At 65.9% G+C, this 25,034-nt stretch carries 22 protein-coding genes; 19 read left to right on the forward strand and 3 right to left on the reverse strand.

Annotated features, from left to right (window positions below; translation table 11 throughout):
• From RM96_RS24700 to RM96_RS24715, 4 genes are all read left to right on the forward strand, one after another.
• A partial coding sequence (locus tag RM96_RS24700; protein ID WP_039014364.1) for a Tim44 domain-containing protein occupies window positions 1-765 on the forward strand: 765 nt, incomplete at its 5' end.
• Between the two features lie 168 nt (window positions 766-933).
• Entirely contained in the window at window positions 934-1,602 is a 669-nt protein-coding gene (locus tag RM96_RS24705) for a ubiquinone biosynthesis accessory factor UbiJ (protein WP_039014365.1), read from the forward strand.
• 77 nt (window positions 1,603-1,679) lie between these two features.
• Window positions 1,680-3,257 (forward strand): ubiquinone biosynthesis regulatory protein kinase UbiB, encoded by a 1,578-nt coding sequence (gene ubiB / locus RM96_RS24710; protein WP_039014366.1) that lies wholly within the window; start codon window positions 1,680-1,682, stop codon window positions 3,255-3,257.
• Window positions 3,258-3,312: 55 nt separating this feature from the next.
• A complete protein-coding gene (locus RM96_RS24715) occupies window positions 3,313-3,939 on the forward strand; it encodes a methyltransferase domain-containing protein (RefSeq protein ID WP_039014367.1) in 627 nt (208 codons plus the stop codon).
• 33 nt (window positions 3,940-3,972) lie between these two features.
• Here the strand turns inward: RM96_RS24715 and RM96_RS24720 are convergent, their stop codons facing one another.
• Window positions 3,973-4,593, reverse strand: a complete 621-nt coding sequence (locus RM96_RS24720; protein ID WP_039014368.1) for a hypothetical protein — start codon at window positions 4,591-4,593, stop codon at window positions 3,973-3,975.
• A gap of 465 nt (window positions 4,594-5,058) precedes the next feature.
• Between RM96_RS24720 and RM96_RS24725 the strand changes: the two genes are divergently transcribed.
• From RM96_RS24725 to RM96_RS24755, 7 genes are all read left to right on the forward strand, one after another.
• Entirely contained in the window at window positions 5,059-6,495 is a 1,437-nt protein-coding gene (locus RM96_RS24725; protein WP_039014369.1) for a sodium:solute symporter family protein, read from the forward strand.
• A gap of 219 nt (window positions 6,496-6,714) precedes the next feature.
• Window positions 6,715-7,044, forward strand: a complete 330-nt coding sequence (locus RM96_RS24730) for an FmdB family zinc ribbon protein (protein ID WP_039014370.1) — start codon at window positions 6,715-6,717, stop codon at window positions 7,042-7,044.
• A 12-nt stretch (window positions 7,045-7,056) separates the two neighbouring features.
• The gene (locus RM96_RS24735) at window positions 7,057-7,794 is read left to right on the forward strand and encodes a DUF502 domain-containing protein (protein ID WP_039014371.1); all 738 of its coding nucleotides are present in this window, start codon (window positions 7,057-7,059) and stop codon (window positions 7,792-7,794) included.
• A gap of 52 nt (window positions 7,795-7,846) precedes the next feature.
• Entirely contained in the window at window positions 7,847-9,652 is a 1,806-nt protein-coding gene (aspS, locus tag RM96_RS24740) for an aspartate--tRNA ligase (protein WP_039014372.1), read from the forward strand.
• Window positions 9,653-9,864: 212 nt separating this feature from the next.
• Window positions 9,865-10,755 carry a hypothetical protein gene (locus tag RM96_RS24745; protein WP_039014373.1) on the forward strand — a complete coding sequence of 297 codons (891 nt, stop codon included), beginning with the start codon at window positions 9,865-9,867 and terminating at the stop codon, window positions 10,753-10,755.
• Window positions 10,756-10,849: 94 nt separating this feature from the next.
• A complete protein-coding gene (gene nudB / locus RM96_RS24750) occupies window positions 10,850-11,314 on the forward strand; it encodes a dihydroneopterin triphosphate diphosphatase (RefSeq protein WP_039014374.1) in 465 nt (154 codons plus the stop codon).
• On the forward strand, window positions 11,311-12,084 hold the full coding sequence (locus RM96_RS24755; RefSeq protein ID WP_039014375.1) for an endonuclease/exonuclease/phosphatase family protein: 774 nt from the start codon (window positions 11,311-11,313) through the stop codon (window positions 12,082-12,084). The genes nudB and RM96_RS24755 overlap by 4 nt, the downstream gene beginning before the upstream one ends.
• Before the next feature lie 13 nt (window positions 12,085-12,097).
• Here the strand turns inward: RM96_RS24755 and mobB are convergent, their stop codons facing one another.
• Window positions 12,098-12,613, reverse strand: coding sequence for a molybdopterin-guanine dinucleotide biosynthesis protein B (gene mobB / locus RM96_RS24760; protein ID WP_039014376.1), 516 nt, complete (start codon window positions 12,611-12,613; stop codon window positions 12,098-12,100).
• 95 nt (window positions 12,614-12,708) lie between these two features.
• On the opposite strand from mobB, the gene clsB reads away from it, so the two are divergent.
• The 7 genes from clsB to RM96_RS24795 all read left to right on the forward strand — a co-directional run bounded on the left by clsB (window position 12,709) and on the right by RM96_RS24795 (window position 22,490).
• Window positions 12,709-14,034 (forward strand): cardiolipin synthase ClsB, encoded by a 1,326-nt coding sequence (clsB, locus tag RM96_RS24765; protein ID WP_152624204.1) that lies wholly within the window; start codon window positions 12,709-12,711, stop codon window positions 14,032-14,034.
• 336 nt (window positions 14,035-14,370) lie between these two features.
• Entirely contained in the window at window positions 14,371-14,961 is a 591-nt protein-coding gene (locus RM96_RS24770) for a TetR/AcrR family transcriptional regulator (RefSeq protein WP_039014378.1), read from the forward strand.
• A gap of 74 nt (window positions 14,962-15,035) precedes the next feature.
• On the forward strand, window positions 15,036-16,823 hold the full coding sequence (locus RM96_RS24775) for an acyl-CoA dehydrogenase C-terminal domain-containing protein (protein ID WP_039014379.1): 1,788 nt from the start codon (window positions 15,036-15,038) through the stop codon (window positions 16,821-16,823).
• 107 nt (window positions 16,824-16,930) lie between these two features.
• Window positions 16,931-19,354, forward strand: a complete 2,424-nt coding sequence (locus tag RM96_RS24780; RefSeq protein WP_039014380.1) for a 3-hydroxyacyl-CoA dehydrogenase/enoyl-CoA hydratase family protein — start codon at window positions 16,931-16,933, stop codon at window positions 19,352-19,354.
• A 29-nt stretch (window positions 19,355-19,383) separates the two neighbouring features.
• Window positions 19,384-20,583: an acetyl-CoA C-acyltransferase gene (locus RM96_RS24785; protein WP_039014381.1), complete on the forward strand. Its 1,200-nt coding sequence runs from the start codon at window positions 19,384-19,386 to the stop codon at window positions 20,581-20,583.
• A gap of 126 nt (window positions 20,584-20,709) precedes the next feature.
• Window positions 20,710-21,666, forward strand: a complete 957-nt coding sequence (locus RM96_RS24790; RefSeq protein WP_039014382.1) for a DegV family protein — start codon at window positions 20,710-20,712, stop codon at window positions 21,664-21,666.
• Window positions 21,667-21,713: 47 nt separating this feature from the next.
• On the forward strand, window positions 21,714-22,490 hold the full coding sequence (locus RM96_RS24795) for an enoyl-CoA hydratase (RefSeq protein WP_039014383.1): 777 nt from the start codon (window positions 21,714-21,716) through the stop codon (window positions 22,488-22,490).
• A gap of 47 nt (window positions 22,491-22,537) precedes the next feature.
• On the opposite strand, the gene RM96_RS24800 is transcribed toward RM96_RS24795, so the two are convergent.
• Window positions 22,538-22,942, reverse strand: coding sequence for an acyl-CoA thioesterase (locus tag RM96_RS24800; RefSeq protein ID WP_039014384.1), 405 nt, complete (start codon window positions 22,940-22,942; stop codon window positions 22,538-22,540).
• A gap of 132 nt (window positions 22,943-23,074) precedes the next feature.
• Here RM96_RS24800 and RM96_RS24805 point away from each other — a divergent pair, with 132 nt between their 5' ends.
• Window positions 23,075-24,964, forward strand: a complete 1,890-nt coding sequence (locus RM96_RS24805) for an ABCB family ABC transporter ATP-binding protein/permease (protein WP_039014385.1) — start codon at window positions 23,075-23,077, stop codon at window positions 24,962-24,964.
• The last annotated feature ends 70 nt before the right edge of the window (window positions 24,965-25,034 follow it).

A 25,034-nucleotide genomic window follows, 5' to 3' on the forward strand; every position in this document is an offset into this window, starting at 1 on the left:
GCGCCGGCCACCGCCGGTGCGGCGGGCGCCGCCGCGGCCGCCGCACCCAAGCGCAACTGGGGCGGCATCCTGGGCGGCATCGCTGCCGGCCTGGGTATCGGCTGGCTGCTGTCGCACTTCGGCCTGGGCGGCGCGGCGCTGGGCTTCCTGTCCAACCTGATCCTGATTGCGCTGGTCGCCTTCGTGGTGATCTGGCTGGTGCGCAAGTTCCGCGGCGGCAGCCGCGCCCAGCAACCCGCCTACGCGGGTGCCGGCGGCATGGACCGCAATGCCGAGCCGATGCTGCGCCAGCAGGTGCCGGTCGGTGCGCCGGAGCCGGTGACGCCGGCGCCGGTTGGCGCACCGGTCGCGGGTGCTGCGGCGGGTGCCGTGGCCCAGCAGCCCTGGGGCGTGCCGGCGGACTTCGATACTGAAGCCTTCCTGCGCAATGCCAAGGTGCACTTCGTACGCCTGCAGGCAGCCTGGGACGCGGGCAACCTGGACGACATCCGCGAGTTCACCACGCCGGAAATGTTCGCCGAGATCAAGATGGACCTGTCCGAGCGCGGCGCCGAAGTCAACAAGACGGATGTGGTCACGCTGGAAGCGCAGTTGCTGGGCATCGAATCGAACGCCAGCCAGCATCTGGCCAGCGTGCGCTTCACGGGCATGATCCGCGAGCGCGCGGGCGAAGCGGCCCAGCCGTTCGCCGAGGTCTGGAACCTCGCCAAGCCGGCTACCGGCAGCGGCGGCTGGTTGCTGGCAGGTATCCAGCAGGAGTCCTGAGTGCAGCGTATGCCCCGTGGCGGGTGATGTGCCGGGGGGAGTAGCTTAGAATGGAGGCCCACGTGAAAACGTGGGCCTTTTTGTTTCGGAGAAGGGTGCCGCGCGGCGGTGCCCTGCCTTGCTTCCGCCCGGCTTCCGCCACCCAGCGCCACTGCCCGACCCGCCGCCATGAATTCTCTGCCTTCCGCCCTGGCCACGCCCGCCGTCGCGGCGCTGAACCACCTGCTCGAGCAGGAGCCGTGGGCCCGCAACCTGCTGGTGCCGTTTGCCGGCCGCGTGATCCGCTTCGACGCCGCCGCATTCGCGCTGGCACTGAAGGTCACCGAGCACGGCGAGACCGAACTGGCGCCGATGGCGGAAGCGCCTGCGGTGACCCTGCTGGTGCCAATGCAGCAATGGCCGCTGGTGGCCGCCGACGTTGCCGATGGCGGCCAGGCCGCGGCAATGCGCCATGTGCGTATCGAAGGCGATGCGGAACTGGCCAACACGGTGTCCACGCTGGCGCGCAACCTGCGCTGGGATGCGGCTGAAGATCTGTCCCGGGCCCTGCGCGGCATCATGGGCGGGCCGCTCAGCGACAGCGTGGCGCAGCGCGTTGTCGACGGCGCGCGCCAAGTCCACGAGCAAGCCACGCGCGTCGGGCGTGCGCTGGTGGACAACGTCACCGAATACCTGCTGGACGAGCAGCCCACGCTGGTGCGCCATGCCGCGCTGGATGCGCTCGGGAACGACGTGGGCCGCCTGCGCGACGACCTGGCCCGGCTCGAAAAGCGCCTGGAACGGCTGGAGCGCGCCCGGGCCAATCCGCCGGGCACGTTGCCATCGGCGCATCGCTGAGCCGCGCCCGCTGACATGACGCCAACCTCCGCTGCCTTTGTTGCAGCCCGCCGCTACCGCCCTGTGAAGATTTCCGCATGACCCGCCTCCTGCGCCTTGGCAAGATCCTTTTCGTCATCATCTATTACGGCCTGGATGAGCTCGTGCTGTCCGGCTTCAAGAACCGCAAGATCCGGTTCCTGGTGCGCGTCATCACCGTCGGCCGCAAGCTCGAGATGCCGCGCGGCGAACGCCTGCGCCGCGCGCTGACCAGCCTGGGGCCGATCTTCGTCAAGTTCGGCCAGGTCCTGTCCACGCGGCGCGACCTGATGCCGCCGGACATCGCCGACGAGCTGGCCAAGCTGCAGGACCAGGTGCCGCCGTTCGATTCGGCGGTGGCGGTGAAGATCATCGAGCGTGCGCTGGGCCGGCCGCTGTCGGAACTGTTCGAGACTTTCGAGCACCAGCCCGTTGCCAGCGCTTCGATCGCCCAGGTCCACTTCGCCACCCTCAAGGGCGGCCCGAGCCACGGCCGCGAGGTTGCGGTCAAGGTGCTGCGCCCGGGCATGCTACCGGTGATCGACAGCGACCTCGCGCTGATGCGCGACATGGCCACCTGGATGGAGCGCTTCTGGGCCGACGGCAAGCGGCTCAAGCCGCGCGAGGTGGTGGCCGAGTTCGACAAGTACCTGCACGACGAACTCGACCTGATGATCGAGGCCGCCAACGCCAGCCAGCTGCGCCGCAATTTTTCCGATACCAGCCTGCTGTTGGTGCCCGAGGTGTTCTGGGACTGGTGCAGCAGCACGGTGTTCGTGATGGAGCGCATGCACGGCATCCCGATCTCGCGCACCGAGTCGCTGAAGGCCGCGGGCGTGGACATGCACCAGCTGGCGGAGGAGGGCGTCGAGATCTTCTTCACGCAGGTGTTCCGCGACGGCTTCTTCCACGCCGACATGCACCCCGGCAATATCCTGGTCTCGGTGCAGCCGGAGACCTTCGGCCGCTATATCGCGCTGGATTTCGGCATCGTCGGCGCGCTGTCCGAGTTCGACAAGAATTACCTGGCGCAGAATTTCATTGCCTTCTTCCGCCGTGACTACCATCGGGTGGCGCTGCTGCACGTGGAATCCGGCTGGGTGCCGCCCGATACCCGGGTGGAGGAACTCGAGAGCGCCGTGCGTGCGTGCTGCGAGCCGTATTTCGACAAGCCGCTCAAGGAAATCTCGCTGGGCATGGTGCTGATGCGCTTGTTCCAGACTTCGCGCCGCTTCAATGTCGAGATCCAGCCGCAGCTGGTGCTGCTGCAGAAGACGCTGCTCAATATCGAAGGGCTGGGCCGTCAGCTCGATCCGGACCTGGACCTGTGGAAGACCGCCAAGCCGTTCCTGGAGCGGTGGATGCATGAGCAGGTGGGCTGGAAGGGCGCGTGGGAACGGGTCAAGGTCGAGGCGCCGCTGTGGGCCAAGATGCTGCCGGACTTTCCGCGCCTGGCGCACCAGTTCCTGGAGCGCCGCGCGCTCAACACGAACGGCGAGCAGGAGCGGCTGCTGGCGATGCTGGTCGTCGAGCAGCGCCGCACCAACCGGCTGGTCGGCACGACGCTGCTGCTGGTGGGCGGCTTTATCGCCGGCATCGTGCTGACACACGTGCTGGCGTGGGCGGGCTACTGGTAGGCGGCCCTCGTATCTATAACAAGAACGAGATCAGGCAAAACGCGGAGACATACCCATGAGCCAGGCAGACAAGCCCGCCCCCACGCCGACATTCGCCACGCGGAATGCGGCCGATCCGGCATTCTGGGACGAACGTTTCGAACAGGGATTCACGCCCTGGGACATGCACGGCGTGCCAATGGAGTTCCAGGCCTTCATCGCCGCCATGGCGCCATGCCCGACGCTGATCCCCGGCTGCGGCAACGGCTGGGAGGCAGCCTGGCTTCATGAGCGCGGCTGGCCGGTGACGGCCATCGATTTCTCGCCGCAGGCTGTGGCTTCGGCCAGGCGCGAGCTTGGGGCCGCGGGCGCGGTGGTCCACGAGGCGGATTTCTTCGCGTTCACCCCGGAACCGCGCTGCGAGCTGATCTACGAACGCGCCTTCCTCTGTGCCTTGCCGCCGGCGCTGCGGGAAGCGTATGCCGAGCGCGTTGCGGCGCTGTTGCCGCCCGGCGGCCTGCTGGCCGGCTATTTCTATCTGGGCGATATGCGCGGCGGACCGCCGTTCGCCATGCCTGCCACCGAACTGGACGCGCTGCTGACCCCGGCCTTCGATCGCATCGACGACCGCGCGTCCGTGGCCCCCTTGCCGGTATTCAACGCACAGGAGCGCTGGCAGGTCTGGCGCCGCCGACCGGACTGAGGCCGGCGGCGGCTTGCCTCGATAGCGGCGGGATCAGCCGCGGCGATGGCCGTTGTGCTTCTCGCGGTAGATATTGCCGCTGCTGCGGTTCTCCGTGCGTGCGATGCTGCCTTGCTCGCCCTGGCTGATGTGACCGTTGCGGCCGACGCGTGCCTCGCGGTTGTCGACATGGGCCTGCCCGCGTTCCAGGCTGCCCGCTTCGCGATTGGTCAGAGAGCCGTTCTGCACGCCGTTGCGGATCCGCTGCTGCTGGTTGATATTGCGCTGCACATCGGCCTGCATCCGCTGCGACGATGCGCTGTCGGGGTTGCCGATCCGCCCGTTGTGGGTGTCGCGCGAAATGTCCTGGCTGACGCGATTCTCGGCCCGCTGGATCGAGGCCTGTTCGCGCGGCGACACCGACCCGTTCTTCATCGCATTGGCCTCCATCCGGTCGACCTTCGCGGTCTGCTTTTCCAGGCTGGCGGCTTCGCGGGTGGTCAGGCTGCCCGACTGCAGGCCGTTCTCGATCCGCTGCTGCTGGTTGGCGTCGCGCTGCACGTCGTGCGTAATGGCGGCTGTCTGTGCAGCCGCGATCCCGGTCGTGAGGGCAGCGGCAAGGCCGGCGCCGATCAGCAGGGTGGTACGCAGGGTGCGGGGACGGTTGTTGGGCATGTGGCTTCTCCTCTGTCTCGTTCAGGAATGGCCCGCGAGCGGTAGTGCGCGTGGCCTGGCTGCTCTAATGCCCGGTCCGGCATCCACGCCGACAGCGGGTTTGTAATCCGTGTAACGGCTTGTTTTCCATGCGATCCGCGGGAGGGCAGGGGCGCCTGGCCCCCGGAATTTGGCGCGCCAGCAACAGTCGATCTGCGGCCCAGTGGCGATGACGATGCACCGTCCCGGGGATTTGCGCCCGGCGGGGAATTTTTTTCGCCCGGATGGGTCTGCGTCGCTATAATCCGCGTTTTGATTCGGCTACGACCGCAGGCCGGGACCCGCTCCCAGGCCACCCATGCGGCCCCGACCGATGAATTGGACTCCGGGCAGCCGCGCGCAATGATGCGCTGGTCAGTGGACTAAGAGGCGCCACCCGGCATTCGGTTTTTCGCCACAAGGGCATTTTCTGCATAGGGCAGCGGCATGCTGATCTGGTTTGTCATCATCTACTGGGTAATCTCGGTCGGCATCGGCCTGTGGGCGGCACTGCGCGTGCGCAACACGACCGACTTCGCCGTGGCCGGCCGCAGCCTGCCGTTCTATATCGTCACCGCCACCGTCTTTGCGACCTGGTTTGGCTCCGAGACCGTGCTGGGCATTCCGGCGGTGTTCCTCAAGGAAGGGCTGTCGGGCGTGGTTTCCGACCCGTTCGGCTCCTCGCTCTGCCTGATCCTGGTGGGCCTGTTCTTCGCCCGGCCGCTGTACCGGATGAACCTGCTCACCATCGGCGACTACTATCACAACCGCTACGGGCGGCTGGCCGAGGTGCTGACCACGCTGTGCATCGTGGTGTCCTACCTGGGCTGGGTCGCCGCGCAGATCAAGGCGCTCGGGCTGGTGTTCTATACCGTGTCCGACGGCGCGCTGTCGCAGGATGCCGGCATGATGATCGGCGCCGCCAGCGTACTGGTCTACACGCTGTTCGGCGGCATGTGGTCGGTCGCGGTGACCGATTTCATCCAGATGATCATCATCGTGGTCGGCATGCTCTATATCGGCTACGAGGTCAGCGGCCAGGCCGGCGGCGTGGCGGCGGTGGTGTCGCACGCGGCGGCGGCGGGCAAGTTCGAATTCCTGCCCTCGCTGGACCTGATCCAGATCGTCGGGTTCGCGGCCGCGCTGTTCACCATGATGCTGGGATCCATCCCGCAGCAGGACGTGTTCCAGCGGGTCACGTCGTCGCGCACCGAGCAGATCGCCGGCCGGGCCTCGGTGCTGGGCGGCGTGCTGTACTTCTTCTTTGCCTTCATCCCGATGTTCCTGGCGTACTCGGCGACCCTGATCGATCCGGACATGGTCAACAAGTACATCAACGCCGATTCGCAGCTGATCCTGCCGCAGCTGATCCTGCAGCACGCGCCGATGTTTGCCCAGGTGATGTTCTTCGGCGCGCTGCTGTCGGCCATCAAGAGCTGCGCCTCGGCGACGCTGCTGGCGCCTTCGGTAACGTTTGCCGAGAACATCCTGCGCCCGTACTTCCGCCATCTGGACGACAAGCAGTTCCTGCGCGTGATGCAGGCCGTGGTGCTGGTGTTCACCGCCACCGTGACGCTGTTCGCGCTGAACTCACACCTGTCGATCTTCCATATGGTGGAAAATGCCTACAAGGTCACATTGGTGTCGTCGTTCGTCCCGCTGGCCTTCGGCATGTTCTGGAAGCCTGCAACCCGCCAGGGCGGGCTCGCGGCCATCCTGCTCGGCCTGGGCTCCTGGCTGACCTGCGAGGTGGCCTTTGCCGATGCGGTGATGCCGCCGCAGATGGTCGGCCTGATGTTCTCGATCAGCGGCATGGTGGTCGGTTCGCTGCTGCCGCAGTGGATTGCGGATCACGCGCCGGTCAAGGAAGTCCATATCGCCTGAGGGCAAATCGCGCGGGACAGGTATGCCGCGCGATTTCATAAAGCTGCCCGCCACGGGCTATTGTGCTTTGTCCCCTTATTTCCTCCCGTCAGGCAGGCCGGTAACAGTTTATAATTCAAGGCTTTGCATCGTTGCGCGATATTCCTGCCGGTCTGCCCGGCCGGCGCGCAGGCGATTGCCCGCACTGTTCCGATCCAGATTTTTCGCGAAAGAACCACTATGCCGATCTATGCCTACCGTTGCGACGCCTGCGGCCACGGGCGCGATGTGCTGCAGAAAATGAGTGATGCCCCGCTCACCGACTGCCCGTCCTGCGGCGCAGCGGGAACCTTCAAGAAGCAACTGACCGCGGCCGGCTTCCAGCTCAAGGGCTCGGGCTGGTACGTGACCGACTTCCGCGGCGGCAGCGGCGGCAGCAGTGCCCCCGCCACGGCCGGCGCGGCGGCAGGCGCTGCCAGTGCCCCGGCAGCGGCAGAGTCGTCCTCCTCCGACAGCGCCTCCGCAGCCCCGGCCGCCGGTGGTTGCGGCAGCGCCTGCGCCTGCCACTGATCCGGGCGAGCCGTGGCGATCAAGAAAACTTCCGCGCTGAAGACCTGGTTCCTGACCGGGCTGCTGGTGCTGGTGCCGCTGGGCATTACCCTGTGGGTGCTCAGCCTCATCATCGGCACGATGGACCAGAGCCTGGCGCTGCTGCCCGAAGCCTGGCGGCCGGACCAATTGCTGTTCGGCAAGCGCGTGACCGGCCTCGGCGCGATCCTGACGCTGCTGTGCATCCTGCTGGTGGGCGTGCTCGCGCACAACTTCATCGGGCAGCGCCTGGTGCGGTGGTGGGAGGCGCTGCTGGGTCATATTCCGGTGGTCGGCCCGATCTATACCAGCGTCAAGCAGGTGTCCGACACGCTGTTGTCGTCGTCGGGCAATGCCTTCCGCAAGGCGCTGCTGGTGCAGTACCCGCGTGAGGGCTCGTGGACCATCGCTTTCCTGACCGGACGCCCCGGCGGCGACGTGCAGAACCACCTGCAGGGCGAGTACGTCAGCGTGTACGTACCGACCACGCCGAACCCGACCTCGGGCTTCTTCCTGATGATGCCCAAGGCCGACACCATCGAACTCGACATGACCGTCGATGCCGCGCTGAAGTACATCGTTTCGATGGGCGTGGTGGCACCGGCGGAATTGCCCCGCAAGAACGGCGGCGCGAGCCGCCCGTCGGATGCGGTCGCCCCCGCCATCGCTGCCGGCACCGCCGCCGGCCGCGAAGAAGCGGTCGAGACAACCGATCCTTCGCATTCAAATTGATCACGGGCCGCCTGCGTTTGCCAGGTGGCCGCGTATTACCGGGAATTCTCCTATGTCCTCCATGCGTACTCATTACTGCGGTCTGGTGACCGAACAACTCTCGGGCCAGGAAGTGGCCCTGACCGGCTGGGTGCAGCGCCGCCGCGACCATGGCGGCGTGATCTTCATCGACCTGCGCGACCGCGAAGGCCTGGTGCAGGTCGTGTGCGACCCGGACCGCCCCGAGATGTTCAAGGCCGCCGAAGAGATCCGCAATGAGTTCTGCATCCGGATCACGGGCAAGGTGCGTCCCCGTCCGGCCGGCACCGAGAACACCAACCTGACCTCGGGCAAGATCGAGGTGCTGTGCCACGAGCTGACCGTGCTCAACCCGTCGGTCACGCCTCCGTTCCAGCTCGACGATGACAACCTGTCGGAAACCACGCGCCTGACGCACCGCGTGCTGGACCTGCGCCGCCCGCAGATGCAGTACAACCTGCGCCTGCGCTACAAGGTGGCGATGGAAGTGCGCAAGTACCTGGACGCCCAGGGCTTCATCGACATCGAAACCCCGATGCTCGGCAAGAGCACGCCCGAAGGCGCGCGTGACTACCTGGTGCCGTCGCGCGTGAACCCGGGCCACTTCTTCGCGCTGCCGCAATCGCCGCAGATCTTCAAGCAGATGCTGATGGTGTCGGGCTTCGACCGCTACTACCAGATCACCAAGTGCTTCCGCGACGAAGACCTGCGCGCCGACCGCCAGCCGGAATTCACGCAGATCGACTGCGAGACCTCGTTCCTGACCGAGCAGGAGATCCGCGACCTGTTCGAGGACATGATGCGCACGGTGTTCAAGAACGCCATCAACGTCGACCTGGACGCCAGGTTCCCGGTGATGGAGTTCCGCGAGGCCATGGCCCGCTTTGGCTCGGACAAGCCCGACTTGCGCGTCAAGCTGGAATTCACCGAACTGACCGAGGTGATGAAGGACGTCGACTTCAAGGTGTTCTCCGGCCCGGCCAACAGCGACAACGGCCGCGTGGTCGGCCTGCGCGTGCCGGGCGGCGGTGCGATCTCGCGCGGCGAAATCGATGCGTACACCCAGTTCGTCGCCATCTACGGCGCCAAGGGCCTGGCCTGGATCAAGGTCAACGAAGTGGCCAAGGGCCGCGACGGCCTGCAGTCGCCGATCGTGAAGAACCTGCACGACGCCGCCATCGATGAAATCCTGAAGCGCACCGGCGCCCAGGACGGCGACATCATCTTCTTCGGCGCGGACAAGGCCAAGGTGGTCAACGACGCCATCGGCGGCCTGCGCCTGAAGATCGGCCATTCCGAATTCGGCAAGGCCAACGGCCTGTTCGAAGACGTGTGGAAGCCGCTGTGGGTGGTCGACTTCCCGATGTTCGAGTACGACGAGGAAGACGCCCGCTGGGTGGCCATGCACCACCCGTTCACCAGCCCGAAGGACGAGCACCTGCAGTACCTGGAAACCGATCCGGGCAAGTGCATCGCCAAGGCCTACGACATGGTGCTGAACGGCTGGGAAATGGGCGGCGGCTCGGTCCGTATCTATCGCGAGGACGTGCAGAGCAAGGTGTTCCGCGCGCTCAAGATCGGCGAGGAAGAAGCGCGTGCCAAGTTCGGCTACCTGCTGGACGCGCTGCAGTACGGCGCGCCCCCGCACGGCGGCCTGGCCTTCGGCCTGGACCGCATCGTGACGATGATGGCCGGCGCCGATTCGATCCGTGACGTGATCGCGTTCCCGAAGACCCAGCGTGCCCAGGATCTGCTGACCCAGGCCCCGAGCTCGGTAGACGAGAAGCAGCTGCGCGAACTGCATATTCGTCTGCGTGCGGCGGAGCCGAAGACGGCCTGAGCGATCTGACGTTTTTCGCAACAAAAAAGCCGCGTTCGCGCGGCTTTTTTGTTGCCTGCGCAATGTTGGTTGATTGCGCCAGGGCCCAATGCCATTGGTTTCGATTTGTTACTAGTCGGAACGAAGGGCCTTGCGGCAATGTCTTTCTTTTTTATTGCGCAAAATGCCGAGTGCCCGCATGAAGGCCGCCGGCGGCGCGGGAGGAATCAGACGTGACCCTGGATGTCGACCTAATTCGCCAGTTCCTGCTGGCCCATGCCCAAACGATCCTGACCTGGCTCGTGGCGGGATTGATCATGATGATGCTGGCGCGCTTCGAGCTGCGGCGCGCCGTGCGCCGCTCGGCGCAGGCCATGTCCGAGTCGGTCGCCACCACGGTGGCGGCCTGCGTCCCGGACATCGCCCATGCCGCGCAGGCGGCGAGTCCGCTGCCCGTGGCCGAGCCGGTCGAAATGCAGCGTGCCGAGGCCTTGCGCCGGCTCGCGCTCGATACGGTTGCCGCCGTGATGACGCGCGGGCGCTGGCTGGAAGAGCTGGGCAACCTGCGGCTGGCAGATGATGCGCTGCTCGCCGGGCAACGTGCAGGCGGCGCCGATCCTCTTCTGGTGGTGGCCCCGCAACCGGTAGTGCAGGCTTACCTGGGCGCGCAGCGCACGTACGACGAAGAAGCGGCACAAGTCCAGGCACATCGCCGCGATGCGCAGCGCCTGCAAGAGGCGTTGCAGGCACTGGCCGGCGAGACCGCGCATATCGAACAGGAAACCGCCAGCATCGTCATGCGTTTCGAGCAGGTCAATACGCAGGCCGCACAGGGCGTGGATGGCGGCGATTACCAGCGCTTCCTGATCCAGAAGTACAACGCACTGGGCCTGCGCGAGAAGGAAATCGCGCACGAACGCACGCAGCTGCAGGCGCAAGCGCGGGAAAGCGCTGACGCGCTGGCCGAGCATGCGCATGTTGCCGCGCAGCGCTACCGCCAGGCGCTGGCGCCGCTGATGGACCAGCTCCGCGCGGCGTGGGGGCATGGCAATTCGCCGGATGTCTTCGACACCTGGCATCGCAGCGTGCCGCAGGCCGTGGACGTGCCGCGCAACGCTGCATGACGCATGCACTGCGTGCGCCCGCTTGCCACCGAGCTTTCGCGTGGCAAGCGGGCGCGCCTGCGCTATCCTTGGGTTTATCCTTCAACCCAGTCCCATGCCCTACAAGATTCCCGAATCCGTGCTGGTCGTGATCTACACGCCAGACCTGCAAGTCTTGCTGCTGGAACGCGCCGACCGGCCCGGATTCTGGCAATCCGTGACCGGAAGCCTCGATGCCACCGACGAACCGCTGGCGCTGACCGCCGCGCGGGAAGTGGCGGAGGAAACGGGCATCATCGCAGGTGAGCACGCGCTCACCGACTGGCACCACACCATCCAGTACGAGATCTATCCGCAGTGGCGCCATCGCTACGAGGCCGGCGTCACGCGCAATACCGAGCACTGGTTCGGGCTGTGCGTGCCCGGGCCGCTGCCGGTGACGCTGGCGCCGCGCGAGCATCTTCGGTACCGTTGGTTGCCATGGGAAGACGCGGCACTGCAGTGCTTTTCGAGCAGCAACGCCGAGGCGGTGCGGCAGCTGGCCTGGCGTGCCGCCGCCGTTTGCGGAGCCGGCGAATGAAGCTGCGCGTGGTCACCTACAACATCCACAAGGGCGTGACCGGAATTTCACGCCGCCCGCGCATCCAGAATGTGCGCGCCGGCCTGCAGTCCATGGATGCCGATATCGTGTTCCTGCAGGAAGTGCAGGACCGCAATGACCGGCTGGTGGCCGCCGCGCTGTTCGATCCGGACCACACCCAGCTCAACTACCTGGCGACGGACGCCTACCCGCATTCGGTCTATGGCCGCAACGCGGTGTACGAGCACGGCCATCATGGCAACGCCATCCTGTCGCGCCATCCGATCCTGATGTCGGAGAACCTGGATATTTCGGATCACCGCTTCGAGCAGCGCGGGCTGCTGCATGCGGTGGCCGAAGTGAACGGGGTGGAGGCGCACCTGATCTGCGTGCACTTCGGCCTGTTCGCACGCAGCCGCGCCCGCCAGGCCGACGCGCTGGTCGAGCGCGTGCGCACCGTGGTGCCGTCGGACGCACCGCTGGTGATCGCGGGCGATTTCAACGACTGGAACCACCGGCTCGATTCCCAGATCTGCAACACGCTGGGGGCGGTGGAGGCATCGCACGCGCGCGGCGCTCGCCTGCATACCTTTCCGAGCCACATGCCGTGGTGGCAACTCGACCGCATCTACGTGCGCGGCTTCGAGATCGAGCGCGCCCATGCGCTGACCGGACGCGACTGGGCGCAGCGCTCGGACCACGTGCCGCTGGTCGCCGAGCTTGAACACACGGGCGGCACCGACTCACAGCCGCGCGGCAAGGCGGCCTGAGCGGGACCGCTGCTCAGCGGCTGGCCGCCGGATAGTCCCGGATGAACGCGTAGATCTCTTCAGCGTCCGACAAATCGAGCACTGGCAGTCCGGTCATTTTTGCGACGACGGCCGGCTCGTCACTTGCCACTGCCACCACGCCCGGCACCTCATCCCACAGCGGTGTACGCCCCAGGCTCGGCCGGAACACCTCCAGCTTGGGAAAATCGCTGCGCTTGTAGCCTTCGACCAGCACAAGATCGATATCGGCCGGAAGCACGGCGAGTGCATCGGCCAGCTCCGGGGAAGGTACGTCCTCGGGGTAGTGCCGCATCAGCGTCATGTGACGCGCCCCGACCAGCACGACATTCCTGCAGCCGCCTTCGCGCATGCGCCAGGAATCCTTGCCCGGCTTGTCCGGATCGAATCCATGGTGGGTGTGCTTGATGCCGGCGACGCGCTCGCCGGCCGCGACGAAGCGGGGAATCAGCTGATCGAGCAGTGTGGTCTTGCCGCTGCCGGACGAGCCCGTAATGCCGAATACCTTCACGATGTGTTCCGTTCCAGTGACATAAGTAGCCACCGACAATAGCAGAGTTGCGTGCGCCGATGTGCAGGTGGCGCCGGGTGTCTCATAATCTCGTCATGTCACGGATATCCGATCAGGCACGTTCCGAGCAAGTTCCGGCAAGCGCGGCCAATGCCGCGTTGCGGGGCGAGGCTGCGGACACCGGCCGGCACGCCGCACGGGCCCACATGCTGCGCTGGGCGTGGCGGCGTGGCAAGCCGGTGGCCGGCAACCGCGTGCGCCTCCTGCGCAGCGGCCAGGAATACTTTCCGGCACTGGTTGCGGCTATCGACCAGGCTGTCGTCCTGGTCATGCTGGAGACCTACATCTATGCCGACGACCCCGCCGGGCAGGCAGTCAGCGATGCGCTGATCCGCGCGGCGCAGCGGGGCGTTTCCGTGCGCGTGACGGTGGACGGCTTCGGCGCCGGCGACATGCCCGCGGCGCTGGCGGAGCGCCTGCGTGCCGCAGGCGTGCAATTGCGCGTCTATCGTGCGATGCGCGGCTTTACGCTCGCGCGGCGGCATTTGCGCCGGCTGCATCGCAAGCTCGCCGTGGTGGACCGGCAGGTCGCCTTTGTCGGCGGCATCAACATCATCGACGACCACAACCACGGACCATTCGACCAGGCGGGCCTGGGGCCGCGCTACGACTTCGCCGTGGAGGTCAGGGGGCCGCTGGTGGATCGCATCGCGCTGACCGCGGAGCGGCTTTGGTGGCGCCTGTCCTTCCGCGGCGAGATGCGCGAAGTGGGCCTGGCAGGGGCCGCCGCCGACTATCCGCTGATCACGGACATGCCACCCCGGCCGGAAGAGTCCGGTGGCGTGCGCGCGGCCTTGCTGCTGCGCGACAACCTGCGTAACCGCCGCGCCATCGAGCGCGAATACCTGCGCGCACTGGGCGCGGCGCGCCAGGATGTGATTCTCGCCAACGCCTACTTCCTGCCTGGCCACAAGATGCGGCGCGCGCTGCTGGCGTGCCGCCAGCGGGGTGTGCGCGTGCGCCTGCTGCTGCAAGGCATGGTCGAGTACCGGCTGCAGCATTTTGCTACGCACGCCCTCTACGCCAGCCTGCTGGATGCCGGTGTGGAAATCTACGAATACGCCGAGAGCTTTCTCCATGCCAAGGTTGGCGTGGTGGATGAAGCATGGGCCACGGTCGGATCCAGCAACATGGATCCGTTCAGCCTGCTGCTGGCGCGCGAGGCCAATATTTCGGTCTACGATGCCGCCTTTGCCGCCGAGTTGCGCACCGAGCTCGAGCGCGCGATCGAACTGCGCAGCGTCCGCGTCATGCCGGAAACCCATGCGCGGCGCTCCACATGGCGCCGCCTGACCAACTGGGCGGCCTATATGGTGTTGCGCCTGGGCGTCGTCATTGCCGGAGTGACGGGGCGCTACTGAGCGCGTGCACGCCATGCTGCCCTGCCGCACCGGACTTCCTGCAACCAGTGACAATCCGGGCATTGCTGGCGATGCTGCAGCGCAGTCCGTTTAGAAACACCGGTCTAATTAAAAGCTTGATGGGCGCGAGTCTCGACAGAATAATCTGAACGACCGTTCTTTTTTGGCTTAGACTGCGTGCATTCGCGGCAAAACCCGGATATTCCGGGCGCTGCAGGCAATAAAAGCAATGTCAGGGTCATACCGCGACGCACGATGTGGCGTCGCAAAGAACGGAGAAAAAACATGCGACACCAGTCAGCCCGTCTCGAATCTGCTACCGCCTCTCCCGCGCCGATGCGCAAGGGGGAAATGACGCGCGTGGCGATTCTGGATGCCGCACTGGAATTGTCGTCCCGCGACGGCCTCGAAGGACTCACCATCGGGCTGCTGGCGGAACGCATGCAGATGAGCAAGAGCGGCGTGTTCGCGCATTTCGGTTCGCGCGAAGACCTGCAGGTAGAGGTGGTGCGGGAGTATCACCGCAGGTTCGAGCAGGAGGTCTTCTACCCCTCGCTGCACGAGCCGCGCGGCCTGCCCCGGCTGTGGTCGATGGTGCGCCGGTGGATGGAGAAGCGCATCCAGGAAGTGACGACCGGATGCATCTACATCAGTGGCGCGGTCGAGTATGACGACCGCGCGGAAAGCCTGGTGCGTGACGAGCTCGTCAAGAGCGTCACCATCTGGCGCGCCGCGCTGATGCGGGCCATCGACCAGGCCAAGCAGGAAGGGCACCTGCGCGCGGATTGCGATCCGCGCCTGATGCTGTTCGAGATGTACAGCCTTGAACTAGGCTTGCATCATGACGCCCGTTTCCTGCGCCTGCCGGACAGTGCCGAACTTGCCATGGTCGCGCTTAACAAACTGATTCAGTCTTACCGTACCTGAGGTCGCCGGGTCGGACCCCATCGCGCAAGCGAGCGGGCGGCGTGGCGGCATCGTATAACTCCAAGGAGTCTCTGATGGGCCAGTACACCGCACCGTTGCGCGACATGCAGTTCGTGCTCCATGAACTGCTCGGCGCCGAAGCCGAACTCAAGGCGATGCCGCCGCACGCGGACATCGACGCGGACACCATCAACCAGGTCATCGAAGAAGCCGGCAAGTTCTGCGCGGACGTCGTATTCCCGCTCAACCAGGTCGGCGACCGCGAGGGCTGCACCTACGTCGGCGATGGCGTGGTGAAGGCGCCTACCGGCTTCAAGGAAGCCTACCAGCAGTACGTGGAAGCCGGCTGGCCGGCACTGGCGTGCGATCCCGCTTTCGGCGGCCAGGGCCTGCCGATCGTGATCAACAATGTGGTCTACGAGATGCTGAACTCGGCCAGCCAGGCATGGACCATGTACCCGGGGCTGTCGCACGGCGCGTACGAGGCTTTGCACGCACACGGTACGCCCGAGCTGCAGCAGGCCTACCTGCCCAAGCTGGTTTCCGGCGTATGGACCGGCACCATGTGCCTGACCGAGCCGCACTGCGGCACCGACCTCGGCATCCTGCGCAGCAAGGCCGAGCCGCAGGCCGATGGTTCGTACCTCATTACGGGCACCAAGATCTTCATCTCGGCCGGCGAGCACGACATGGCGGAGAACATCATCCACCTGGTGCTGGCCCGCCTGCCGGACGCGCCGGGCGGCACCAAGGGCATCTCGCTGTTCGTGGTGCCCAAGTTCATTCCGGATGCCAACGGCAACCCGGGCGAGCGCAACGGCATCAAGTGCGGCTCGATCGAGCACAAGATGGGCATCCACGGCAACGCCACCTGCGTGTTGAACCTGGACGGCGCGCGCGGCTGGATGGTGGGCGAGCCCAACAAGGGCCTGAATGCTATGTTCGTGATGATGAACGCTGCCCGCCTCGGCGTAGGCGCGCAAGGCCTGGGCCTGACCGAAGTGGCGTACCAGAACTCGCTGGCCTACGCCAAGGACCGCCTGCAGATGCGTGCGCTGACCGGCCCGAAGGCGCCGGACAAGCCTGCCGACCCGATCATCGTGCACCCGGATGTGCGCCGCATGCTGCTGACGCAGAAGGCCTACGTCGAAGGCGGCCGTGCCTTCAGCTACTGGACCGCGCTGCAGATCGACCGCGAGCTGTCGCACCCGGACGAAGCCGTGCGCAAGCAGGCCGGCGACCTGGTCGCGCTGCTGACGCCGGTGATCAAGGCCTTCCTGACCGACAACGCTTTCACCTCCACCAACGAGGGCATGCAGGTATTCGGCGGCCACGGCTACATCGCCGAGTGGGGCATGGAACAGTACGTGCGCGATGCCCGCATCAACATGATCTACGAAGGCACCAACACCATCCAGGCGCTGGACCTGCTGGGCCGCAAGATCCTGGGCGACATGGGCGCCAGGATGAAGGCCTTCGGCAAGATCGTGCAGGAATTCGTCGAAGCCGAAGGCACCAACGAAGCCATGCAGGAGTTCATCAACCCGCTGGCCGACATTGGCGACAAGGTCCAGAAGCTGACCATGGAAATCGGCATGAAGGCGATGGGCAACGCCGATGAAGTGGGCGCCGCCGCGGTGCCGTACCTGCGCGTGGTGGGCCATCTGGTGTTCTCGTACTTCTGGGCCCGCATGGCCAAGATCGCGCTGGAGAAGGAAGCCAGCGGCGACAAGTTCTACACGGCCAAGCTGGCCACGGCGCGCTTCTACTTCGCCAGGCTGCTGCCGGAAACTGCTGCCGAAATCCGCAAGGCGCGCGCCGGTTCGGCCACGCTGATGGCGCTGGACGCAGACCTGTTCTGATTTACCGCCGGCTTGCGCTCCGTTCCCGTTGCGGGAGCGGGGCGCGGACGGCAGCCAAGGGCCACGCCCACTCTCTCATCTCAACGCTCACTAATCCAGGAGCGCGCATGTCCAATTTCATCGTCAAGAAAGTCGCCGTGCTGGGTGCCGGCGTCATGGGGGCGCAGATCGCCGCGCACCTCGTCAATGCACGCGTGCCGGTCGTGCTGTTCGATCTTCCGGCCAAGGAAGGCCCGAAGAACGGCATCGCGCTGCGTGCCATCGAGAACCTGAAGAAGCTGTCGCCCGCGCCGCTCGGCATCAAGGACGAAGCCGGCCTGATCCGGGCTGCCAACTACGAAGACGACATCGCACTGCTGAAGGAATGCGATGTGGTGATCGAAGCGATCGCCGAGCGCATGGACTGGAAGCACGACCTGTACAAGAAGGTCTCCCCGCACCTGGCGTCCCACGCGATCTTCGCCACCAACACATCGGGCCTGTCGATCACGGCGCTGTCCGACGGGTTTGACGCGGACCTGAAGGCGCGCTTCTGCGGCGTGCATTTCTTCAACCCGCCGCGCTACATGCACCTGGCCGAGCTGATCGCCACCGCGACCACGCAGCCGGAGATCCTCGACAAGCTGGAAGCCTTCCTGACCACCACGCTCGGCAAGGGCGTGGTGCGCGCCAAGGACACGCCCAACTTTATCGCCAACCGCGTCGGCATCTTCTCGATCCTGGCCGTGTTTGCCGAAGCCGAGAAGTACGGCGTTCCGTTCGACGTGGTCGACGACCTGACGGGCTCCAAGCTGGGCCGCGCCAAGTCCGCCACCTTCCGCACCGCGGACGTGGTCGGCCTGGACACCATGGCGCACGTGATCAAGACCATGCAGGACAACCTGCGGGACGACCCGTTCGCTCCGGTCTACAAGACGCCTGCCGTGCTGAAGGCTTTGGTCGACGCAGGTGCACTGGGCCAGAAGACGGGCGCCGGCTTCTACAAGAAGGAAGGCAAGGCGATCAAGGTGCTCGACGCCAGGACCGGCCAGTACGTCGAATCGGGCAAGAAAGCGGACGAGATCGTCGTGCGCATGCTGAAGAAGGAACCGGCAGAGCGCATCAGGCTGCTGCGCGAATCCACCAATCCGCAGGCGCAGTTCCTATGGGCGGTGTTCCGCGACGTGTTCCACTACATCGCCGTGTACCTGGAACAGATCGCCGGCTCCGCTGCCGACATCGACCTGGCCATCCGCTGGGGCTTCGGCTGGAATTCGGGTCCGTTTGAAGACTGGCAGTCGGCCGGCTGGAAGCAGGTCGCCGAATGGGTGAAGGAAGACGTCGAAGGCGGCAAGGCGCTGTCGGCCGCGCCGCTGCCCGCCTGGGTGTTCGCAGGCCCCGTGGCCGAGAACCAGGGTGTGCACGCCGCCGCCGGTTCGTGGTCGCCGGCCACGCAGTCGTTCGTCGCCCGCAGCACGCTGCCGGTGTATGAGCGCCAGGTATTCCGCGCCTCGCTCAGGGGCTCGGACGCGGCAGATCCGCGCAAGGCGGGCCGCACCGTCGAAGAGAACGATGCCGTGCGCATCTGGGTGAGCGAAGGCCAGGACGACGTGCTGGTGGTGTCGTTCAAGAGCAAGATGAACACGATCGGGCCGGATGTGATCGACGGCCTGACCCGCGCCATCGACCTTGCCGAAGCCGGCTACAAGGGCCTGGTGGTGTGGCAGCCGACCTCGCTGCAGCTCGGCGCGCCGGGCGGCCCGTTCTCCGCCGGCGCCAACCTCGAGGCGGCGATGCCTGCCTTCATGATGGGCGGCGCCAAGGGCATCGAGCCGTTCGTGAAGAAGTTCCAGGATGGCATGATGCGCGTGAAGTACGCCTCGGTGCCGGTGGTGTCCGCGGCATCCGGTATCGCGCTGGGCGGCGGCTGCGAACTGATGCTGCATTCGGCGGCTCGCGTGGCGGCGCTGGAAACGTACATCGGCCTAGTTGAAGTGGGTGTGGGCCTGGTGCCAGCGGGCGGCGGCCTGAAGGAAGCTGCGCTGGCAGCCGCACGTGCCGCACAATCGGCTGGCAGCACCAACTACCTGCAGTTCCTGACCAACCGCTTCCAGAGCGCGGCCATGGCCAAGGTTTCGGCCTCTGCACTGGAAGCGCGCCAGATGGGCTACCTGCAGCCGTCCGACAGGATCGTGTTCAACGTGCACGAACTGCTCTATGTGGCACAGAACGAAGTGCGCGCGCTGGCCAACGCCGGCTACCGCGCGCCGCTGCCGACGCTGGTCCCGGTGGCCGGCCGCTCGGGTGTCGCCACCATCAAGGCGTCGCTGGTCAATATGCGCGACGGCGGCTTTATCTCCGCCCACGACTTCCTGATCGCCTCCCGCATCGCCGAAGTGGTGTGCGGCGGCGACGTCGAGGCTGGCTCGCTGGTGAGCGAGGAATGGCTGCTGGCGCTGGAGCGCAAGGCATTCGTCGACCTGCTGGGCACCGGCAAGACGCAGGAGCGCATCATGGGCATGCTGCAGACCGGCAAGCCTGTACGTAACTAAGGTAACTAACAGGCAAGCGAGGCATCGAAATCATGAAACAACTGCAAGACGCATACATCGTTGCGGCCACCCGTTCGCCGATCGGCAAGGCGCCCAAGGGCGCGTTCAAGAACACGCGCCCGGACGACCTGCTGGCCACCATCCTGAAGGCGGCCGTGGCGCAGGTGCCCAATCTCGACCCGAAGCTGATCGAAGACGCCATCGTAGGCTGTGCGATTCCTGAGGCGCAGCAGGGCCTGAACGTCGCCCGTATCGGCGCGCTGCTGTCCGGCCTGCCCAACACGGTGGGCGGCATTACCGTCAACCGTTTCTGCGCCTCGGGCGTGAGCGCGGTGGCGATGGCGGCCGACCGCATCCGCGTGGGCGAGTCGGACGTGATGATCGCCGCCGGCGTGGAATCGATGAGCATGGTGCCGATGATGGGCAACTCGCCGTCGATGTCGCCGGAGATCTTCACCCGCGACGAGAACGTCGGCATTGCCTACGGCATGGGCCTGACCGCCGAGAAGGTGGCGCAGCAATGGAAGGTCAGCCGTGAGGACCAGGATGCGTTCTCGCTGGCCTCGCACCAGAAGGCCGTCGCGGCGCAGCAGGCCGGAGAGTTCAAGGACGAGATCACGCCGATCGAAATCGTTGAGCGTTTCCCCGACCTCGCCAGCGGCCAGGTGAGCGTGAAGACGCGCACGATCGCGCTGGATGAAGGTCCGCGTCCGGACACGTCGCTCGAAGGCCTCGGCAAGCTGCGCGCCGTGTTTGCCAACAAGGGCAGCGTGACCGCCGGCAACAGCTCGCAGACCTCAGACGGCGCCGGTGCGCTGATCCTGGTCTCGGAAAAGATCCTCAAGCAGTTCAACCTGGTGCCGCTGGCGCGCTTCGTCTCGTTCGCGGTGCGCGGCGTGCCGCCCGAGATCATGGGCATTGGCCCGAAGGAAGCGATTCCGGCCGCGCTGAAGGCCGCGGGCCTGACGCAGGACCAGATCGACTGGATCGAGCTGAACGAAGCGTTTGCCGCGCAATCGCTGGCCGTGATGCGCGACCTGGAACTGGACCCGGCCAAGGTCAACCGCATGGGCGGCGCCATCGCGCTGGGCCATCCGCTGGGTGCCACCGGTGCGATCCGCTCGGCCACGGTCGTGCACGCGCTGCGTCGGCACAACCTCAAGTACGGTATGGTGACCATGTGCGTCGGTACGGGCATGGGCGCAGCAGGTATCTTCGAGCGCGTCTGAAACGCGCCAGCGGGGCGGCCGAGGCAGGCCGTCCTGCCCTTCCGTCAGGTGAAGAAAAGCAGGACCCACAAAAGGAGTGAACTGCCACCCGCCATGCGGGACACCAGATAAGGAGGAGACAACAATATGCAGGAGACAGCAATTCTGGCCGATGCGGCATGCGACATGCCGCGTTCCGTGATGGCCGCGCTGAAGGTGCAGACGATTCCGTTCCGCATCCGCGCCGGCGACCGCTTTGTCGCCGATACGCGTGACGAAGAGGCACTCCCGTCGCTGTACCAGCAGTACCTGATCGGCAAGCAGGACCACTACGCCGAGTCGATCCCGCTGGTCGAGCGCGAACTCGAAGACCACATGCTGCGCAACGTGGTGGCGGGCTGCGACCGGGCGATCCTGCTGACCATTGCCAGCACGCGCAGCAAGCTCTACATGCATGCGACCGGCGCGGTCATCGGCACCGCCGCCCGCAGCGTCCGGCTGCGCAAGGAGGCGGGGCGTTCGGGGTTGTTCGACCTGACCGTCGTCGATACCGGCGCGATCGGGCCGGGGCAGGCGCTGATCGTGCGGGAGGCGGCACGCATGGTGGCTGACGGCGCCGGGTCGAAGGCGGTGGTCGAAGCCGTCGAGAACCGGCTGCGCGACGCCTCCCACACGTTCCTCGTCCCCGACGAACTGCTCTACATGTATACGCGCGCCAAGCTGAAAGGCGAGGACAGCATTACGTGGGGCCGCTACATGCTGGGCAGCGCCTTCAACATCCGCCCCATCATCCGCATGCACAAGGGCCGTACCGATGCGGTGGCCAAGGTCCGCGGTTCCGATGAAGGCATCCGGCGCGTGCTGGCGCATGCGGAGGAATGCATTCGCACCGGCAGCCTGCTGACGCCCGTGGTGTCGGTCTGCTACGCAGGGCCGCTCCGTACGGTGCGCGACATGCCGGCCTACCAGTCGCTCGAACGCGCGGCGCGCGAGCATGAGGTTGAACTGATGCTTGCGCCGATGAGCCTGACAGTTGCGCTCAACGTCGGGGCGCGCGCTTTCGGCCTGAGCTATCTTTCCGAGACGCCGCCTGCGCTTGAGTAGGACAGCGGGCGGCAATCACAGCAACAAATGCACGAGACGAGGTATCCATGAGCATCAGCACCAGCATCGATCAGGGCATCCTGACCATCGAATTCGACCGCATCGGGAAGAAGAACGCCATCACGGCAGCGATGTACCAGGCCATGGCCGATGCGCTGCGCGCGGCGGAAGGCGATCCGGCGGTGCGCGCGATCCTGATCCGCGGCAAGGCCGAGATCTTCACCGCCGGCAACGACCTGGAAGATTTCATGCAGCGCCCGCCGACCGCCGGCGAGGGCGCGGAGCAGCCGCCGGTATTCCAGTTCCTCTACCAGATCAGCCACGCCAGCAAGCCAATCGTTGCCGCCGTGAGCGGCGCTGCGGTGGGCGTGGGGACGACGCTGTTGCTGCACTGCGATCTGGTCTACGCATCGGAAACGGCAAAGCTGTCGCTGCCATTCGCGCAACTGGGCCTGTGCCCGGAAGCCGCTTCCAGCCTGCTGCTGCCGCGCCTGCTGGGCTACCAGCGGGCTGCGGAGAAGCTGCTGCTGGGTGAGCCTTTCAGCGCGCAGGAAGCGCATGAAATCGGTCTGGTCAACCGCGTGCTGCCGGTTGCGGAGTTGCACGACTTTGCCTTGCAGCAGGCGCGCAAGCTGGCGGCCCTGCCGGCGTCTTCGCTGCGCGAAACCAAGCGCCTGATGAAGGGCGCGGACGTCTCGCTCGTGGAAAAGCAGATGGCGGAAGAGGGGGCCGTGTTCCGGAGGATGCTGGTGGCGCCGGAGGCGAAGGAGGCGTTCTCGGCGTTTTTTGAGAAGAGAAAGCCGGATTTTTCGCGGTTTGCGTAAGTCTTCCCGGGGGTTGGCTGGCTCCAGGCTTGGCCAACCCCACGAACTCACACCGCAGGCAGTACCCTCGGCTGGCGGGATTCATCCGTCGCCACATACGTCAAGGTGGCTTCCGTCACCTTGACGATCTCATTGCTATGGCGCATGCGCTGCGCATAGACCTCGACCGACACGGTGATCGACGTCCGGCCGGTCTTTTCGATATCCGCATAGAAGCTGACCAGGTCCCCGACAAACACGGGGTACTTGAACAGGAACGAATTCACGGCGACGGTCGCCACGCGCCCCTGCGCACGTTCTACCGCCGGGATGGAGCCGGCGATGTCGACCTGCGCCATGATCCAGCCGCCGAACACGTCGCCGTGCACGTTGGCATCGGCGGGCATCGGCACGACGCGCAGCGCGGGGCTCTTGCCGGCGGGCAGGGCGGAGACGGTGTGGGGTGCATTCATGGCGGGAATCGGGGAAGGAGGGCAGCAGTGCGGGAGCGCAGGGCAGGGAGGCGGCGGCACGCATGCCGGGGGCGTCTCCTGCCGGCTGGCGCGATCTCTGCGACAATCGGCCATTGGCCCGAATTCTAACGTATGCGCCGCTATTCCACGACTGCCGAGCCTGCCCCCGCACGGCCCGCCACACTCTTCCCCGGCCAGCGCGCCCCCCGCAGCGACTGGCAGACTGTGCGCAACCTGCTGCCCTATGTCTGGCACTACAAGTGGCGGGTGATGCTGGCCCTGGCGTGCCTGGTCACGGCCAAGGTGGCCAACCTGGGCGTGCCGGTGCTGATGAAGCGGCTGATCGACAGCATGAACATCACCGCGGGCGATCCGCGGGCGCTGCTGGTGGTGCCGGTCGGGCTGATCGTTGCCTATGGCGTATTGCGGTTGTCGGCCACGCTCTTCACGGAGTTGCGTGAGATCCTCTTTTCCAAGGTCACGCAGAGCGCGGTGCGGGAGATTGCGCTGCAGGTGTTCCGGCACCTGCATGCGCTGTCATTGCGCTTCCACCTGGACCGCCAGACCGGCGGCATGAGCCGCGACATCGAGCGAGGCACGCGCGGCATCCAGTCCCTGATCTCGTACTCGCTCTACAGCATCCTGCCGACGCTGGTGGAAATGGCGCTCGTGATGGGCTTCTTCGTGCTGCACTACGACATCTGGTTCGCCGCCATCACCGGCTGCGCGCTGGGGGGCTATATCGTCTTCACCATCGTGGTGACGGAATGGCGCACGCATTTCCGCCGCAGGATGAACGAGCTGGATTCGCGCGCCAACCAGAAGGCGATCGATTCCCTGCTCAATTTCGAGACGGTCAAGTACTTCGGCAATGAGGAATACGAGGCGCGGCGCTATGACGAGAACCTGCTCAAGTACCGCACCGCTGCGATCCGCTCGCAGAATTCGCTGTCGTTCCTCAATTTCGGCCAGCAAGCCATCATCGCGGTCGGGCTGATCCTGATCCTGTGGCGCGCTACGGTGGGGGTGGTGGCGGGCAAGCTGACGCTGGGCGACCTGGTGCTGGTCAATACGCTGATGATCCAGCTTTATATCCCGCTGAACTTCCTCGGCGTGATCTACCGCGAGATCAAGCAGGCCACTACCGACATGGACCGCATGTTCGTGCTGCTGGGCACGCACCAGGAGGTGGCCGATGCGCCGGGCGCGCAGCCGTTCAGGAACACCGGCGCCGAAGTCCGTTTCAGCCACGTGCGCTTCGGCTATGAGTCCAACCGCGTGATCCTGGACGACGTGGATTTCACCATCGCCGCCGGCACCACGACCGCGGTGGTCGGCCACAGCGGTTCCGGCAAGTCGACGCTGGCGCGGCTGCTGTTCCGCTTCTACGACGTGAGCGGCGGTGCGATCCTGATCGACGGGCAGGATATCCGCAGCATCACACAGGACAGCCTGCGCCGCTCCATCGGCATCGTGCCGCAGGACACAGTGCTGTTCAACGACAGCATCTTCTACAACATCGCCTATGGCCGGCCCGATGCCAGCCGTGATGAAGTCATCGCCGCCGCACGCGCCGCGCAGATTGACAGCTTTATCAGCGAATTGCCGCAGGGCTATGACACCCCCGTGGGCGAGCGCGGGCTCAAGCTGTCGGGCGGAGAAAAGCAGCGCGTGGCGATTGCGCGCACGCTGCTGAAGAATCCGCCGATCCTGGTCTTCGACGAAGCCACCTCTGCGCTGGATTCGCGTACGGAGCAAGCCATCCAGGCCGAGCTGATGCGCCTGGCGCAGAACCGCACCACGCTGCTGATCGCGCACCGCCTCTCTACCGTTGTTCACGCAGACCAGATCCTCGTGATGGACCACGGTCGCATCGTCGAACGCGGCACGCACGCGGACCTGATGCGCGCCGGCGGCCGCTATGCGGAAATGTGGGAGATCCAGGCGCGCAGCGCCGCAAGCGGCGAGCAGGTGGTGGATGCGCTCGCTATCGAAGTGGGCGACGCTACCCAGGACGCCTGAATCCATTCGCGCCGCGACGGGCCGAGAATCTCGACTTGGTGATCGGCTGTTCGCCGTTGTCGAAAAGCGC

Origin of the sequence: Cupriavidus sp. IDO, from assembly GCF_000812465.1 — a bacterium.
Classification (GTDB): domain Bacteria; phylum Pseudomonadota; class Gammaproteobacteria; order Burkholderiales; family Burkholderiaceae; genus Cupriavidus.